12 protein-coding genes are annotated in these 17,062 nt (G+C 71.4%); 8 read left to right on the forward strand and 4 right to left on the reverse strand.

Going from position 1 to position 17,062, the window contains the following annotated elements; translation table 11 throughout:
* The first annotated feature begins 84 nt into the window (after positions 1 to 84).
* The gene (locus OG386_RS05355) at positions 85 to 1,335 is read left to right on the forward strand and encodes an ROK family protein (RefSeq protein ID WP_328787002.1); all 1,251 of its coding nucleotides are present in this window, start codon (positions 85 to 87) and stop codon (positions 1,333 to 1,335) included.
* Positions 1,336 to 1,357: 22 nt separating this feature from the next.
* On the opposite strand, the gene OG386_RS05360 is transcribed toward OG386_RS05355, so the two are convergent.
* Positions 1,358 to 2,341: a LacI family DNA-binding transcriptional regulator gene (locus OG386_RS05360; protein ID WP_328787003.1), complete on the reverse strand. Its 984-nt coding sequence runs from the start codon at positions 2,339 to 2,341 to the stop codon at positions 1,358 to 1,360.
* 312 nt (positions 2,342 to 2,653) lie between these two features.
* On the opposite strand from OG386_RS05360, the gene OG386_RS05365 reads away from it, so the two are divergent.
* The 6 genes from OG386_RS05365 to OG386_RS05390 all read left to right on the forward strand — a co-directional run bounded on the left by OG386_RS05365 (position 2,654) and on the right by OG386_RS05390 (position 10,986).
* A complete protein-coding gene (locus tag OG386_RS05365) occupies positions 2,654 to 4,672 on the forward strand; it encodes a glycoside hydrolase (RefSeq protein ID WP_328787004.1) in 2,019 nt (672 codons plus the stop codon).
* Between the two features lie 178 nt (positions 4,673 to 4,850).
* Positions 4,851 to 5,867, forward strand: a complete 1,017-nt coding sequence (locus OG386_RS05370) for a metallophosphoesterase family protein (RefSeq protein ID WP_328787005.1) — start codon at positions 4,851 to 4,853, stop codon at positions 5,865 to 5,867.
* Positions 5,868 to 6,084: 217 nt separating this feature from the next.
* Positions 6,085 to 8,034 (forward strand): RICIN domain-containing protein, encoded by a 1,950-nt coding sequence (locus OG386_RS05375; protein WP_328787006.1) that lies wholly within the window; start codon positions 6,085 to 6,087, stop codon positions 8,032 to 8,034.
* Positions 8,035 to 8,094: 60 nt separating this feature from the next.
* A complete protein-coding gene (locus OG386_RS05380) occupies positions 8,095 to 9,045 on the forward strand; it encodes a DUF916 domain-containing protein (RefSeq protein ID WP_328787007.1) in 951 nt (316 codons plus the stop codon).
* Between the two features lie 286 nt (positions 9,046 to 9,331).
* On the forward strand, positions 9,332 to 10,114 hold the full coding sequence (locus OG386_RS05385; RefSeq protein WP_328787008.1) for a calcium-binding protein: 783 nt from the start codon (positions 9,332 to 9,334) through the stop codon (positions 10,112 to 10,114).
* A gap of 89 nt (positions 10,115 to 10,203) precedes the next feature.
* A complete protein-coding gene (locus OG386_RS05390; protein WP_328787009.1) occupies positions 10,204 to 10,986 on the forward strand; it encodes a calcium-binding protein in 783 nt (260 codons plus the stop codon).
* Between the two features lie 75 nt (positions 10,987 to 11,061).
* Here OG386_RS05390 and OG386_RS05395 read toward each other — a convergent pair whose 3' ends face one another.
* The 3 genes from OG386_RS05395 to OG386_RS05405 form a co-directional block, all read right to left on the reverse strand.
* Entirely contained in the window at positions 11,062 to 13,410 is a 2,349-nt protein-coding gene (locus OG386_RS05395) for a M4 family metallopeptidase (RefSeq protein ID WP_328787010.1), read from the reverse strand.
* Between the two features lie 297 nt (positions 13,411 to 13,707).
* Complete coding sequence (locus tag OG386_RS05400; protein ID WP_328787011.1) at positions 13,708 to 14,949, reverse strand: SLC13 family permease; 1,242 nt, start codon at positions 14,947 to 14,949, stop codon at positions 13,708 to 13,710.
* Positions 14,946 to 16,187, reverse strand: coding sequence for a CaiB/BaiF CoA transferase family protein (locus tag OG386_RS05405; RefSeq protein ID WP_328787012.1), 1,242 nt, complete (start codon positions 16,185 to 16,187; stop codon positions 14,946 to 14,948). The genes OG386_RS05400 and OG386_RS05405 overlap by 4 nt, the downstream gene beginning before the upstream one ends.
* A 197-nt stretch (positions 16,188 to 16,384) precedes the next feature.
* On the opposite strand from OG386_RS05405, the gene OG386_RS05410 reads away from it, so the two are divergent.
* On the forward strand, positions 16,385 to 16,957 hold the full coding sequence (locus OG386_RS05410; protein WP_328787013.1) for a MaoC family dehydratase: 573 nt from the start codon (positions 16,385 to 16,387) through the stop codon (positions 16,955 to 16,957).
* Positions 16,958 to 17,062 lie beyond the last annotated feature (105 nt).

Consider the following 17,062-nt stretch of genomic DNA (forward strand, 5'->3'; position numbering starts at 1 on the left):
GTAAATACACATCGTCCAACGCATGGAATAAGCTCGGCCCCGTACACGACGACGGCCTCTGCCACGACATGGAAGGACGCACCCATGGCGAAACGCACCGCCCAGGACATCCGCCGCCGCAACCGGTTCGACGCGCTGCGGTGCGTCTTCGCCGCTTCCGGCCCGGTGAGCAGGCAGGAGGTCGCCGCGGCGACCGGCCTGTCCTTCGCGACCGCGGCCAACCTCGTCGCCGAGCTCCTGGAGGCGGGAGTCCTGCGCGAGGCCGGCCACGAGGACTCCAAGGGCGGACGCCCGCGGGCCCGCCTCGCGGTCAACGCGGAGCGCGGTGCGCTGGTCGGGATCGACGTGGCGGAGACGTCCGTCCAGGTCGAGCTGTTCGACCTGGCGCTGACGGTGCTGCGCAGCGTACGGCTGCCACTGCCGCAGACCGACGTCCGGCCGGACGACGTGGTCGACGCCATCGTCGCGGGGGTCGAGGGCCTCTCGGACGCCACGGGCGCGCCCCCGCGCATCCTCGGCGCGGGGGTCAGCATCCCCGGTCTAGTGGAGCGCGAGGGCGGCGTATCCGTCTTCTCGCCCTACTGGTCCTGGCGCGACGTGCCCCTGCGTTCCCTCCTCGCCGAGCGCCTCCCGATGCCCCTGTACCTCGACAACCCCCTCAAGGCCGCCGCCGTCGCCGAGATGTGGTTCGGTGCCGGACGCGAGGTCGACGACCTGCTCGTACTGACCCTCCGGGCCGGCGTCGGCGCGGGCATCGCGGTCGACGGGGCCCTCTACCGGGGCGCCACCAACAGCGCCGGGGAGTGGGGCCACACCTGCCTGGTCCGCGACGGACGCGAGTGCAGGTGCGGCAGGCAGGGATGCGTCGAGGCCTACGTCAGCACCCGCGGCATCGCCCGCACCGTGCGGGAACTGGACGCGGAAAGCCCCCTCCTGGACCCCGACGAGGACGCCGTGGTCAGCAAGGTCGCCCGCGCCGCGGCGGAGGGCGACGCCGTGGCCACCGAAACCGTGGCGCGGACCGCCCGCTACCTGGGGGAGGCCGCGGCCGATCTCCTCAACCTGTTCAATCCGCAGGCCCTGGTACTGGGCGGCTGGGTGGCCGACCGGCTCGGCGAGCCCCTGCTGCGGCAGACCCGCGAGGTCATCGCGGCGCACGCACTACCGGCGACGCTCCAGGCGCTCACCTTCCGGCTGAGCACCGTGCCGGACAACCCGGTGAGTCTCGGAGCCGCCACCTTCGCCCTCGAGGGCTTCCTGGACGACCGCGAGACCTTCGCCACCGTGGCGGCGGGGCGCCGTGCCGCCAGGGCGGCGAAGGCCGGGACGTCCTGAGGGTGCCCCGGCGTCCGGCCGCTCAGCCGGCCGGGGCCGCCGTACTCTCGCGCACCACCAGGACCGGCGCCACCGATGCCTGGCGCGGGCCGCCCGTCCCGCCGCCGATCTGATCGAGGAGCAGTCCGACGCAGTGGCGGCCCACGGCGTCGAAGTCCTGCCGGACCGTCGTGAGGGGGGCGGGGAAGAACGCGGCCTCGGGGACGTCGTCGAATCCGGTCACGCTCACGTCCTGCGGCACCCGCCGACCCGCCTCCTGCAGGGCTCGCATGACGCCGAGGGCCATCTGGTCGTTGGCGGCGAAGATCGCGGTCACTTCCGGGCGGCCGGCCAGTTCACGTCCGGCGCGGTACCCGGAGGCCGCGGACCAGTCACCGTAGAGCAGCGGTGGTACGACGGTGCCCGCGTCCCTGAGCGAGCGGTGCCACGCCTCGGCCCGGCGGCGCGCCGCGTAGGAGTCGCGCGGCCCCGCGACGTGCCAGACCGTACGGTGGCCGAGGCCCAGCAGGTGCGCCACGACGCTGCGGGTGCCCTCGGCCTGGTCGATGTCGACGTTGGCGTAGCGGTGGCCGGTGTCCCCGTCGGCGAAGACCACGGGGACGGTGGACGGCAGCCGCAGTTCGGGGGTGTCCAGGATCTGCGACTCGATGAGGATGATGCCGTCCACCGACTGGACCATCAGCTGCTGGAACGCCTGGCGCACGGCGGCTCCGGTCTGCGCCCGCGCTCCCATGAAGTTCACGAAGAGGTCGGCTTCGCGGGCGGCGTCGGAGATCGCGGCGAAGGTCCTGGCGTTGCCGTAGGCGCTGATGTCGAAGCTGATGACGCCCAGCGTGCCGAACCGTCCGGTGACCAGCGCCCGGGCGGCCGTGTTGGGGCGGTACCCGAGCATATTCATCGCGGCCAGCACCCGCTCACGGGTGGACGCGTCGACGTTCTCCCGGTTGTTGGCCACGCGGGAGACCGTCTGCGACGAGACCCCCGCCATCGCGGCGACGTCGGCCATGGAAGGTGACTGGCGCAGCGGACGGGACCTCGGTGATCTTGCTCCGACCTCGCGCGGCATGTGAACCGGACCTCCGAACCCCTACTCCGAGCCGAGTGCGTGGTGCACTCCGTACGGATGTTAGCGCCGCGCACCGAAAGGGCGGGCGCTCACGCTACTCGCCGGTTCTCTTGACACGCCCGCCCGCCGCTTCGACACTCTCCCCACCCCGTGGTGTTTACGTAAACATCACCCTGCGCCCGGCAGGACACGCACCGCCTGCACCGGCGCCCCTCCCCCGCGTACACATCCGCTCCCGACAGGAGACCAACTGTGTCCGGTACCAGAAGAAGGCCCCCGTGCGCCGCCCGGCGCCGCCTGCGCACCGCCCTCGCGACCTCGCTCGCGGTCGTCACCGCACTCCTCGTCGAGGGTGCGGCGTCAGCCGGGGCCGCAGCCGCCGCCGTCCGTCCGGCAGCGGTCCCCGTCCGCCTCGATCCCGGTTACCAGCAGGCCCCGTTCGAGGGGTGGGGCACCGCACTCTCCTGGTTCGCCAACGTCACGGGCGGTTGGCCGGACGCCCAGCGCAACCGGCTCGCCGACGCCCTCTACGGCGCCGAAGGGCTCGGCCTCACCATCGCCCGCTACAACATCGGCGGCGGTGACGGCCCGGAGACCGTGCCCTACATGCGCGCCGGCGCAGCCGTACCCGGCCACTGGAGTCGCCCCGGCGCCGGGGCGCCCGGCGGGTGGGACCCGGACAACCCGGATCACTGGGACCCGTACGCCGACGGCAACCAGCGCTGGTGGCTCAAGGCCGCCAGAGCCCGGGGCGCCGACACCTTCGAGGCGTTCTCGAACTCACCGCCCTACTTCATGACCCGCAGCGGACTCGTCTCAGGTGCGGTCGACCCCACGCAGGACAATCTCCGCCCGGACCAGTACGAGCCCTTCGCCGCCTACCTCGCCGGAGCCCTGCAGCGCGTGCAGAACAGTACGGGCGTCACCTTCGCCTCCCTCTCGCCCGTCAACGAACCGGGCACCGCCTACTGGCGCGCGGGCGGTCGGCAGGAAGGCTCTCACTGGTCCCGCGACTCCCAGGCCCGCATGATCACGGCACTGCGCGCCGAGCTGGACCGCAGCGGACTGCGCACGCCGATCGCGGCGATGGACGAGACGGACCCGGACCTGTTCCGTACCAACTGGGACAGTTACGGCAGCACGGTCCGCTCCGCCGTCGGACGGCTCAACACCCACACCTACGGCACCAACGGGCGCAGCGGGGCACGGGACATCGCCAAGGGCGCGCACAAGCCCCTGTGGATGTCGGAGGTGGACCTCGGCGGGACGGTCCCGCAGAGCTTCACCGACATGAGCCCGGCGCTGGACCTCGCCGAGCGCATCACCGACGACCTCACACAGCTCGAACCGCGCGCCTGGGTGCTGTGGCAGGCCGTGGAGGACTACGAGAACATGACCCCGGCCCACGAGGACTCCAACTGGGGCCTCATCCAGACCGACTTCACCCCGGGCGACGCCGCGAAGGAGCCGCTGCGCAAGAACAAGAAGTACTGGGCGATGGCCCAGTACAGCCGGTTCATCCGGCCGGGTTCCCGCGTCATCGGGACGGACGACGACCACACACTGGCCGCAGTGCGTCCCGGCGGCCAGGGCGCTGTCGTCGTGCACACCAACCCCATGGGTTCGGCCCGGACGATCGCCCTGGACCTCACCGGCTTCCGGGACGTCTCCGCCGCACCGGTGCAGCGCTACACCACGGACGCGACCCGCAACGTCCACCGGGAGGCCGACGTCGCCGTCACCGGCAAACGCGTCACCGTGACCCTCGCCCCCCACTCGGTCACGACCCTCGTCGTACCGGGCGCGTCCGGCGTCGATCCCGAGCAGGCGGCCCCCGGCGCCGGTCCGCGGCTCCTCGTCAACGACCACAGCGGTCTGGCCCTCACGGCCGCCCCGGCCGGGGCCGGCGGCGCCGTGGTCCAGCGCCCCCCGAACCGGTCCGACGCCGCGCAGCAGTGGGCCTTCACCAGGTCGGCGCCCGGCGACTGGAGCAGCACGGCCTCGTACCGGGTGACGAACGCGGGCAGCGGGCGGTCCCTCGCCGTCGCCGACGGCGCGCTCACGCTGCTTCCTCCGGAACCCTCCGCGCAGCAGCAGTGGATGCTGTCCACCTCCGGAGACGGGCACCACACCTTGATCAACAGAGCGACCGGCACCCTCCTCGACGTCACCGGCGCTTCCACCGCCGACGGCGCCCCGGTCGGCACCTACCGGCCCAACACGGGACGCAACCAGTCCTGGACCTTCCGCACGGACCCGGCGGGCGGGTAGTCCCGACGGCGCGGCACGCACGGCCGGTGGCGGACCCTGCGGCCCGTCACCGGCGGTGCCGGGTCGGGGGAAGCGTTGCCCGTCATTCACGTGCCGGCCGCTTTGGTTGCGTAAACATGTGGCGTCTCGCCCACGGGTCGCTCGATCGCGGCCCACACCCCCCGGAAGGGCTGCCACCATGAAACGCAGGTCTCTGATCACCGCGGCGGCCGGCGCCGTCGCCCTCGGCACCGCGACCCCGTCGCCCGCCGCGGCGCAGCCGCTCGGCCACGCCCCCACCGCGCCGCTGTCCACGTTCAACGTCATCAGCGACATCCAGGGCGACCTGGGGGACTTCGCCGTCGCCCTGCGCGACATCCGGGCCACCGCCCCGCACGGCTCGGGGCTCGCGGTCGCCGGCGACATCACTCCGCGCGGCTACGACTTCGAATACGCGGCGGTACGGCAGGTACTGGAACGGGGCCCGCGCCCGCGCGAGGTCGCGTGGGCCATCGGAAACCACGAGTTCTACGTACCCAAGTACGCCGATCCGCAGACGCTCTCCCTGGCCACCTGGCCCAACGGCGCCACGGAGGACTCCCTGTTCCGCAGCTTCCACCGGTTCGCCGGGCGCGGCACGGTGTACGCCGAGACCACCTTCGGCGGCATCCCCGTCCTGACCATCGGCACCGAGCGGTACATGCACTACCACGACCCGAAGCTCTGGGACGAAGTATGGCTGAGCGAGGCGCAGTTGCGGTGGCTGGAGGGGCGCCTGCGGTACTGGAGCGCACGCCGCAAGCCGGTCATGGTGATCACGCACCACCCCCTGCCCAACACGGTCTCGGGCACACGGAACAAGCTCTACGCCACCGACTACCTCCAGGCGAACGCGCTCCTCGGGCTGCTGGGGCGCCACCGCGACGTGTTCCTGTTCAGCGGACACACGCACTGGGACCTGGCGCTGTCCGACTGGTACGTGCGGCGCGTCGTGCCCGGGACGGCGAACCTGGACGGGTTCTCGGTGATCAACACGGGGGCCGTGCAGACCGGCTTCGCCGACAACGGCCAAGGGGGCGAGAGCACGGTCCCCGGCGTCTTCAACCAGGGCCTCCAGGTCGAGGTGCACCGCGACCGCGTCGTCATCAAGGCCCGGGACTTCGCGGCCGGTGCCTGGTTGAAGCAGATCTCCGTCCCGTTGGCGACCACGATCTGACCCGGGGCGCCCTACCCCGAAGGTGACGCTGCGGTCGTTGATCATGCACGGAATGTCGAATTTGTTTACCAGCTGTTGACATTCAGGTGATGCGTGGGCCAGCCTCTGCTCAAAAGTTGTTGGTTCACGCGCAGAAATGTTGGTTCCTGTGCACATGGAGAGCGGGACTCTCCATGTGCCGGGTACCGGCGTACGCGCGGTGACATCAAGGATCTGCATGCGAAGAGTGAGATCCGTCCTCGTCGGCCTGAGCCTGCTCCTCCCCGTTCTGGGTGGGGCGCCGACGGCGCTGGCGGCGCCCGTCACCACCGAACCCGGCACCCAGTTCCCGGACACCGCGGGACAAGGGGTGCAGGCGCACGGTGGCGGCGTACTCAAAGTCGACGACTACTACTACTGGTTCGGTGAGGACCGCGGCGACGACAACAAGTTCCGCTACGTCTCCGCCTACCGCTCCAAGGACCTGAAGAACTGGGAGCCCCGCGGCCACGTCCTGACGCAGGAGGCCGACCCGGAGATACGTTCCGCCGTGATCGAGCGGCCCAAGGTCCTCTACAACGAGAAGACCAAACAGTTCGTCATGTGGATGCACAAGGAGGCCGACGCCTCCTACGCCGAGGCCCGCGCCGCCGTGGCGGTGTCTTCCACGATCGACGGCCCCTACACCTGGAAGGGGTCCTTCCGGCCGAAGGACGCCTCCGGCGCCGAGCACATGTCCCGCGACATCACCGTGTACGAGGACAAGGCCGCCGGCAAGGCCTACATGATCTCCTCGGCCAACTACAACGCCGACCTGCACATCTACGAGCTCAGCGACGACTACACACAGGTGAAGGACCTGGTGGCGAACCCCTGGCCGGGCCAGCACCGCGAGTCACCGGCCCTGTTCAAGCGCGGTGACGTCTACTTCATGCTCACCTCCGGGACCAGCTACTGGGACCCCAACCAGCAGAAGTACGCCACCGCCACCAGCCTGGCGGGACCGTGGTCGCCCATGAAGGACGTCGGAAGCCACAACGGCCACCACTCGCAGACGGCGTTCGTCCTGCCCGTGGAAGGCAGCGACACCACCTCCTTCCTCTACATGGGAGACCGCTGGGCGGGCGTGTGGTCCGACCCGAAGCACGTCAACGACTCCACGTACGTGTGGCTCCCGCTGGCGTTCCCCACGGCCACGACCATGATCCTTCCGTGGTACCCCCAGGTCTCGATCGACACCGCGACGGGCCGGATATCCGGCTCCGGAGGGGACCCCCGGACGATCACCAACAAGGGGAGCGGCGCCTGCGCCGCCGTGCCCGGCAGCTCCTCAGACAACCAGGTGCCGGTGACCCAGGAGACCTGCGCCGCCGGCACCCTGAACAGCCAGTGGCGGTTCACCGACAACAGCAACGGCTACGTGCGCGTCCTCGCCCAGCACAGCGGCAAGTGCCTGGACGTGGCGGACGAGTCGACCGCCGACGGCGCTGAGGTCAAGCAGTACGACTGCGGCTGGAAGGACAACCAGCGCTGGCGCTTCGAGACCCTCCCCGACGGGTACGTGCGCATCGTCGCCAAGCACAGCAGCAAGTGCCTCGCCGTCCGGGGCGGATCCACGACGGCCGGCGCCGGGATCGTCCAGTCCGCGTGCGACGGCTCGCCCGGCCAGGCCTGGAAGGTCTCCGCCGCAGGCGGTCCGGCCGACCCGGCCGACCCGACCGACCCGCCGGCCCCCGGTACGGCCGAACGGCAGCTCACCGCGTCGGTCGGAGCCGGTGTCCTGACCATGGCCACCACCGCGGACCCCGTCCGGCTCCCCCCTGTCGACTTCGGTACCGGCGGCACCTCGGCCGGACAGCTGGGCACCGTCACCGTGAAGGACTTCCGCGGCGGCACGGCCGGCTGGTCACTCACCGGCAAGGTCACCGACTTCGCCGGACCGCGCGGGAAGGTCGAGGCCAACCGGCTCACGTGGACCCCCGTCTGCTCCACCGCAAGCGACAGCCCCAGCACGTGTGCCGCGGGCAGCCCGGGCGTCGTCGGAACGGACGGCGCGACCCTGGCCTCTGCCGCCGCAGGTGACATGACGGGCGGGGAGTTCACCGCCGACGCCACCGTGTCCCTCGACATCCCGAAGTACACCCCCGTCGGCAGCTACACCGGCATCCTCTCCCTCACCCTCCTCTGACAGCGCCCGCGGGCCGGACGCCACGCGTCCGGCCCGCGGCGCCCGGAAAGCCGACGAGCCATGCGCAGCGCCTTCGTTACCCTGCTCCTTCTCCTCCTGACGAGCCTTTCCCCCACACCGGCCGGGGCGGCGGACAACGGCGAGTGGTCGGTCAGGCCCGCGGACTCCACGATCACTCCGCGGGCGGCCTTCGAACTGCCGGCCCGACCCGGCACGACGCTCACCGACCGCGCGGTCGTCACCAACACCACTGCCGCGGAGCTGACGTTCCGCCTCTACGTCGCGGACGCCCACAACACGGAACGCGACGGCGGACTGGCCGTACGCGGCATCGAGGAGACCCAACGGGACGTCGGTGCCTGGGGAAAGCCCGAGCACGACACCGTCACGGTGCCGGCCCGCTCGGCGGTGACGGTCGGCATCACCCTCACCGTCCCCCGCGACGCCCCGCCCGGCGACCACGTGGGCGCCCTCGTCGCGGTCGACACCCGCGTGCAGCCTGCCGACGGCTCCCACCTCGGCGTCCAGCGCGGTGTCGGAGCCAGGATCTATCTGCGCGTCGAGGGGCCGCGGCAACCCGGCCTGGCCGTGGAGGACGTACGGTTCACGGCGCGGAGCCCGCAGATACCGTGGACCGGCACCCGCGAATCGACCGTCTCCTACACCCTGCACAACACGGGAAACGTGCAGCTCTCCCCCAGGGTCTCCCTCCGCGTCGGCGGCGTGGTCGTGGGAGGGCCCGGCGAACGGCGGCTCGCCAACGTACCGGCCGAGCTGCTCCCGGGGCAGAAGGTCCGACTCACCGAGACCTGGGCGGGAGCCCCCTTCGCGGGCTGGGGGCAGGTCACCGTCACGGCGAGCGCGGACGACGTCCGCGGTTCGGGAACCGACGGCTTCCTGAAGGTCCCGTGGCTCTTCGTGGCGTGCCTGGCGCTCCTGTCGGCCGCCTGGTTGCTGCTCCGCCGCCGGCGCAGGGCCGCCCGCGCGGCAGGCGCCGCCGCTCGCGGCTGATGCCCACGGTATCGAGCCGACTTTGGCCGAAGCCCGTTCTTCATGAGATCCGCTCTCTACGGATCGGCGCAGGTCGGAGACCCGCACGGGCGCGGGGACGGATGAGGTACTCCTTGACACCGATCCCTCGGACCCCCAGTCTCATCCCGATCCAACGTTTGATTGTGTTCGTACACGTTGAATCGTGCTTGCTTCTCGCGTGGTCGACGCCTGCCTACGTCGTTCTCATGCCCTGGCGGGCGCTCAGGCCATCCGATCTGCCCGAACGCTCTCCAGGAGGTAGACCATGGACAAGGCGTTACCCCGCACCATCGCATGCGTGACCGCGGTACTCGGCCTCGCACTGGCCCTCGCCGGCCCGGCGGCCGCGACGCCCGGCGTGCCTGCGCCCGAGGCATCGGCGGACGGCACGCTGGTGAGCAGGACCGGCACGGCCGTCACGGTGACGGCCGCCGTGGGGCTGAGCAACACCATCTCGGTGTGGCAGGCCGGCGACACCATCCGGGTCAGGGACACCGGAGACACCGTGACCGCCCTGGGCGGGTGCAGGCCGGTCAGCGCCAACGAGGCCGTCTGCCCGGGGGCCGGCAGCCTGACCGAGCTCGTCGTCCACGCCGGTGACCAGGCCGACGACGTCACGTCGTTCCTGGAGAGCCTGGGGGTGACCCTCGTCGGTGGCGCGGGGGACGACAGCCTCTACGGCGGCGGCGCCAACGACACCCTGGAAGGCGACGAGGGCGCCGACTTCCTCTCGGGGGGAGGCGGCAACGACACGCTCACCGGCTCCAGCGGCCGTGACCGCCTCTTCGGCGGCCCCGGCAACGACTCGATCGAGGGTCGGGGCGGCGGCGACCTCATCAACGCGGGCGCCGGGAACGACGTGGTGAGCGGCGGCAACGGCAACGACCAGGTGATCGCGGGAACCGGAAACGACTTCGTCGACGGCGGCCCGGGCCAGGACACCCTCGACGCCGTCGACGAGGTCGGCGGCAACGACTACGTGCGTGGCGGCGACGAGAGCGACACCTGCCGCGCCGACCTGGGCGACAGCGTCACCGAATGCCCGTGACCGGCCCGCGGGTACGGCCACGGCCGCACCCGCCCACGATGCACGTGCCCACGACGAACGCGTACCGACGACGAGGGAGACACACGAACATGGCAGTGCGACACATCTGCGCCTTACTCACCGCGGGAGCACTTCTGTGCGCCGCGTCGGCCGGCACCGGTGCCTCGGCGGCACCACTCGCCTCCGCGTCGCGCGACCTCGCCGGCGCCACGGTGGTCGAGATGTCCGGAGGCGCCCTGATCGTCACCGCCGGTCAGGGGGTGGACAACGACATCACCATCCGCCGCCAGGGCGACATCGTCCTCGTCTCGGACACCACTGCCGAGGTACGCGCCTCGGCCCCCTGCGCACCCCGCGCCCAGGACACCGTGGCCTGCCCGCTCCCCACGGACGTACAGGCCCGCGGCCAGGACGGCGACGACACCATCACGGTCTCCCCCAACCTCGACGCCCCGGCCACCCTCTACGGAGGCAGCGGCAAGGACCGGCTCAACGGCGGACCGCACGCCGACCGCCTCGTCGGCGACGAACCGGCCGGAGCCACCGGCCTGACGGCAGCGACCCCCGGCAACGACACCATCAACGGCGGCCCGGGCAATGACACCATCTTCGGCCTGGGAGGCAACGACACCATCAGCGGCGGGCCGGGGAACGACACCCTCAATGGGAACGAGGGCAACGACACCCTGAACGGCGACGCCGGCAACGACACGCTGACGGGCGAGGGTGGCAACGACACCCTGAACGGCGGGGAGGGCAGCGACACCCTCGTCGCCGCCGACGGCGTCAACGCCAACGACAGCCTCGACGGCGGTCCCGCCTTCGACTCCTGCACCCGCGACACCGGCGACACGATGGTCAACTGCCCCTGACGACACGGCCTGTGTGCGCCTCCGCAGGAGCGGAGGCGCACACAGGCCTGTACGGGACCCGCCGCTTCGCGGGACTCAGGGATGGATGTGGAGAGCGGTATCGTCGATCACGAAGTAGGTCGGGGCGGCCAGATCCTCCCTGGCGTTGAACGCCAGGGTCACGAACTGCCCCTCGAAATCACCGAGTTCGACGGTCCGCCGGACATAGTCGGCGCTCGCGTCCAGGTTCGAGAACGTCGCCGGCCTCGCGCCGTTCACCTGGACCGTCAGCTTGTCGTACGGGACGGTCGTGGTCTCCTCCCTGGTGACGACCCGCAGCCAGAAGCTGACCGTGGCCCGGCAGCCGTACGGAATGAAGGCGGTCTGGGTCAGGGTGTCGGTCACCGAGCTCCCGTGGCCCCCGAGCAGGGCCTTCCACGAGCCCGTGCGCGCGGGGAGCCAGGAGTTGTCGGCAGTGATCAACGACGAGTTGCTGTTGGCCTTCCAGGCCTTCGGCCCCGACTCGAAGCCGGCGTTGTCGAGCAGCTGTGTCGTGGTGCAGTTGCCGGGGGTATAGACGAGCCAGGAGAACGAGACCACGTCGACGGCTCCGGTCGAGTCCTCCGCCGTGAGGGTGACGACCGAGCTGCCGTCCGTGGTCGGCGTGCCGGTGATCGCGCCGGTCGAGGCGTCGAGGGCCAGGCCGGCGGGCAGGGTGGTGGCCGCGTAGGTCAGGGTGGCTCCCGGGTTGCCTGTGACGGCCCGGATCCGGAGGTCGACCGCTGCGGTGGTCGTGGAGACCTGGTTGCCGGGGCTGGTCAGCGTGACTCCCTGGACCGTGCGGGGGCCGACATTGACGGCCGCCCAGGCGTTCCCGACGTTGTTGTAGACGACTCCGTCCTTCCCGTACAGGTCGGCGGCGGCCGCCAGCGTGGCGGTGCGCGCGCCCGCGTAGTCGGTGGTCGACGTCATGTAGGTCGTCAGCGCCCGGTACCAGATCTTCGCGGCGACGTCGCGGCCGATCGGATTGACCGGCTTGCCGTCGTGGGTCGGTGAGTCGTAGGTGACGCCGTTGACGAGCTTGGCACCGCTGCCCTCGGAGGCCAGATAGAACCAGTGGTTGGCGGGGCCCGACGAGTGGTGGACGTCGATCCGGGAGATGCCCGGGTACCAGTGGTCGGCGGAGTCGCCGTCCTTGGAGGGGCGGTCCATGTGGCGCAGCGGCGTGCCGTCGCCGTTGATGTCGATCTTCTCGCCCTCCAGGTAGTCGCCCGGGTCGGACGGGTTGTCCGCCCAGAACTCCACCACGGCGCCGAAGATGTCGGACGTGGCCTCGTTGAGCCCGCCCGACTCCCCGCTGTAGCGCAGCCCTGCCGTGAAGGACGTGATGCCGTGCGTCATCTCGTGCGCGGCCACGTCGATCGAGGTGAGGGGGTGGGTGTTGTAGGCGCCGTCACCGTAGGTCATGCAGAAGCACTGGTCCCACCAGTAGGCGTTCGAGTACGCGTTCCCGAAGTGGACCCGGCTGTGGGCGGAGACCCCGTCGTTCCTGATGCCGTTGCGGCCGTGGATGTCCTTGAAGTAGTCCCAGGTCAGCTGGGCGCCGTAGTGGGCGTCCACCGCGGCCGACTGACGGTCCCCGGGGCTGCCGTCGCTCCAGACGTCGTCGGCGTCGGTGAAGAGGGTGCCGGGCGCGTCGTCGTCGGGGGCGTGCCCCAGGTCGGTGGTCCTGTTGCCGCCGCGGGTGTCGTCCTTGAGGAGGTAGCTTCCGGTGGATCCCGAGGTGCCGAGGGTGACCTGGCCGCCGTACTGGCCGTGGCCGATGCCGTTCTTGACGGCCTGGTACGCGAAGACCTCGCCGCCCGTCCTCGCGTCGGTGACGACGTGCAGTTCCGAGGGCGTGCCGTCGTGCTGGAGGCCGCCGACGACCGTCTCCCAGGCCAGCGTGGGGCTACCGGAAGCCGCCCAGACGACCTTGCGCACGGATTGGGCTGCGGGGTCCTTCGTACCGTCGGTCCTCGCCCGGCCGAGGGCGAAGGACACCGCGGAGTCGGCGGTCACGCCGGCCGTGGTGGAGGGCACGGCGATGGGGGCGCCCGCCGCCTTGGTGACGCCCTTGACGGCTCCTCCCGGCGCAGTGTGGACCACCAGGTCACCACCGAGCACGGGCAGTTGGGCGAACGTGCGGTCGTAGCGCGTGTGCAGCGTGCCGTCCGCGTCCTTGAGGACGGACGTGGGCACCAGGGCTTCCTGCCCGCCCAGGCCGAGCGCCTTCGCCACGGCCGACCGGCCCGCACGGGCACCGGCGAGGAGGGCCGCGTTCTCGTCCGGGGTCTGCCGGACGTTCGCGGCGCCCGCCCCGGGCGGGTCGGTGCCGGCAGCGGCTGTGGAGGGGAGGCCGGCGGCGATCACGGCGGCGGCGCACAACAAGGCACCCGTTCTCACTGTCCTGCGGAGGGTTCGTTTCACTGTGACTCCCGGTGCGGGGGCCGGCGTTCGCCGGCCGAAGCGGTCCGGGCGGCCTGTCCGGGCCTGCCCGACGGAGCTGATCTCACAGTTCGAGGCGTGTCCTGCCGCGACGGTGCGGCCTGCCACACGCTGTGCAGCCGGTGCCGGCGACGGCATCGGAGAGAGAATGTTAACGTGAACATGACACCTCGGCCAAGGCCGCCTGCCCCCCGCCGGACGCGCTTCGGCCCTCTCGGCGGGGAACACACCTCCTCCGGAGGGCCGGTCCGCCCGTCAGATCACCACGAAGGCGAGCCAGGCAGCGCCCGGGGCGAATGCGCATACGCCCGCACCCCAGCGCAGCAGGTTGCGGTAGGTGTCCGAGCGCAGTGGTTCCGGCGCGTTGGCCACCACCAGGGCTCCGTTGGTGGAGAAGGGACTCGCGTCGACGATCGTCGAGGCCGAGGCGAGTGCGACGACCAGCCCCGTGGTCGTGATGGAGCCCGAGGCGAGGAACGGGGTCGCGAGCGGCATCAGAGCACCCAGGATGCCGGTGGTGGAGGCGAAGGCCGACACGACGCCGCCGACGTAGCAGATCAGCAGCGCGGCCAGGAGCGGAGTACCCACTGCGGCGATCGTCTCCCCGAGGGAGTCGACGACCCCGAGTTTCTGCAGCAGGGCGATGTAGGTGACGATCCCGCAGACGAGCAGCACGACGGGCCAGGCGATCTCCTTCGCGGCCCGTTGGGCGGTGGCGCGGAAGGCGGTGGCCAGGCCCGCGGCCAGGGTGAGCGCGAACAGGCCCGTGTCCAGGGCGAGGACCGTGGTGCCGAGCACCAGGAGCAGCATCGCCAGCAGGGTCGCCCCCTGTTCGGCGTTCAGGACCGGCGAGGCCGCCGCCGGGACGTCGGCGTCCCGCTCGGCGGTGGCCACCGCCCGGCGCCGGCGGCCGAAGACGAGCCAGGTCACGAACGCGGCGGCCAGATTGATGGCGAAGGTGCCGCCGAAGAGCGTCGCCCCGTCGACGTGCAGGTCGTTCGAGGCGAGCGACGAGTGCACGATGCCGCCCAGGATTCCGGTCGGCGCGAAGCTGCCCGCGGCGGCTCCGTTGACGGCCATCAGCCCGGCGTACAGCGGGCTCATCCCATGGCGCACGGCGAAGGTGATGCCGATGGGCGCCACGATCGCGACCGCCGCCGGGGAGGCGGCACCGGTGGCGCACAACAGTGTGGCGAGCAGGAACAGGACCCACGGCACGATCTCCACCCGGTTGCCGGCGGCACGGACCGCCGAGTGGACCATCCAGTCCACCGTGCCGTTGGCGCGGGCCATCCCGAACAGGAAGGTCACGGCGACGAGTACGACGAACATCTCGGCCGGGAACCCTGCCAGCACCTCCTTGGCGGGGTGCCCGAGCCACACGACGCCGAGCAGGAAGGTGGCGGTCAGGGCGAGGACGCCCATGTTGAGGCCGGTGACGGAGGCCAGGACGAAGACGACGGCCAGGGCCAGCACGCCGATCAGTTCCGTGTTCATGACGTTCCTCCTTCGGGTGCGTGCTCGCGGGGCGTGTCGATCCAGGCGAGGACCGCGTCGGTGTGCTCGCCCAGGGCGGGTACGGGCCGGAGCCGGGCGGGGGCGCGTCCGCCCACGGTGACGGGAGGGACGAGACCGAGCAGTTCCCCGACCGGACTGTCGAAGGAGGCCCAGCGGCCACGGGCCCGGAGCTGCTCGTGCGCGCTGAACTCCTGCATGGTGCGCTGTCCGGCGTGGGCGATGCGGGCGCCGTCCAGCCTGTCGACGAGCTCCGCGGCGCTCAGCGCCAGGGTGGTCTCCCGTACGACGGCGTCGAGTTCGGCCCGGTGGGCGACCCGGTCGGCGTTGCCCCCGAACCGGGGGTCGTCGGCCAGGTGGGGCCGGTCGAGCACGGTCTCGCAGAAGGCGGCCCACTCGTGGTCGTTCTGGAGGCCGAGGATCACGTTCTGACCGTCGCGCGTGGGGAACGGCCCGTAGGGGGCGATCGTGGCGTGACTGGCTCCGGTACGGGCGGGAGCGGCCCCGCCGTATCGGGTGAAGTACTCGGCGTATCCCATCCACTCGCCGAGCGCCTCCAGCATGGAGACTTCCAGCCGGACGCCACGGCCGGTACGGGTCCGCTCCAGGAGCGCCGTGAGGATGCCGGAGTACGCGTACATGCCGGCGCAGATGTCGGCGATGGACAGGCCCACCTTGGACGGGGTCCCGGGGGTTCCGGTGATGGCCAGGAGCCCGGCCTCGGCCTGCACGAGGAGGTCGTAGGCCTTGCGCTCCCGGTACGGGCCGGAGCCGCCGTATCCCGAGATGTCACAGGTGATCAGCTCGGGCCTTTCGCGGGCGAGTCGCTCGCTGCCGATGCCGAGGCGGTCGGCGGCGCCCGGGGCGAGGTTCTGCACGAGGACGTCGGCCCGGTCGACGAGGGCGCGCAGCCGCCGGTTGCCCTCGGGGGACCGTACGTCGAGCTGAACGCTCTCCTTGCCCCGGTTGAGCCACACGAAGTGGCTGGACATACCGCGCACCGTACGGTCGTAGCCGCGGGCCAGGTCGCCGGTGCCGGGCCTTTCGATCTTGATGACACGGGCGCCGAGATCGGCCAGCTGACGGGTGGCGAACGGCGCCGCGACGGCCTGTTCGAGCGAGACGACGACGAGACCGGCGAGCGGCCCCCTGGCTGAAGTGTCGTCAGGTCCGCCTGCCGGCCCGGAGGCTGGGCGGTGCGGGGGATGCGGCTCGGGCATGGGGGCCCTCCGGGGCAGTCGGGATGTGTGGGGACACCCTTCCGCCGCCCGTGGGCCGCTGTGAAATGACGAGATGACCACCGTCCGATGCGTGGCGCGCATGACAGGAGGAGGCGGCTCGGCCATGCGTGTCACACATGGGCCGGCGCACATCCCGTCATTTCACAAGCCGGCCCCGACATTCCGAGGATGAGGTCATGACGAATGAGAACCACAGCCGCCCCGTCCAGGACCGCGCCCCCGTGGAGGGCTGGCAGGGCCGCTACTTCGAGGACTTCGCGGTGGGAGACGTGTACCGGCATCCCCTCGGACGGACCGTGCTGGAGACGGACAACTCGTGGATGACCCTGCTCACGCAGAACACGGCGCCACTGCACTTCGACCGGCACTACTCGGCGCAGACGGTATGGGGCCGCCCCCTGGTGGACTCCACCTTCACCCTGGCCCTGGTGACCGGGCAGAGCGTCACCGACATCTCCCAGCACGTGATGGCGAACCTGGGATGGGACCGGGTCCGCCTGCCGAACCCGGTCTTCGAGGGCGACACGATCTACTCGCAGTCGGAGGTCCTGACCGCGCGAACCTCTTCCACCAGGCCCGACGTCGGCATCGTCAGCGTGCGTACGGTCGGCTTCAACCAGGACGGCGTCATCGTCATCACCTTCGAACGGACGCTCATGGTGTACCGGCGCGGCCGCGGGCCGTCGTTCGCCGCCGTGCGGCCCGTGTGGGACGAACGCTCCAGGGCGGCGGCGGGCCTGGACAACTGACCGGGACCGCCACGAACCCGGGTGCTTCGGCCCGGTTCCCCCACGGCACAGGGACCCGCCGGCTTCCTCAGGAGGCCGGCGGGTCCCTGTACGGGCGACGGACGG

Source organism: Streptomyces sp. NBC_00273 (assembly GCF_036178145.1).
Lineage (GTDB): Bacteria > Actinomycetota > Actinomycetes > Streptomycetales > Streptomycetaceae > Streptomyces.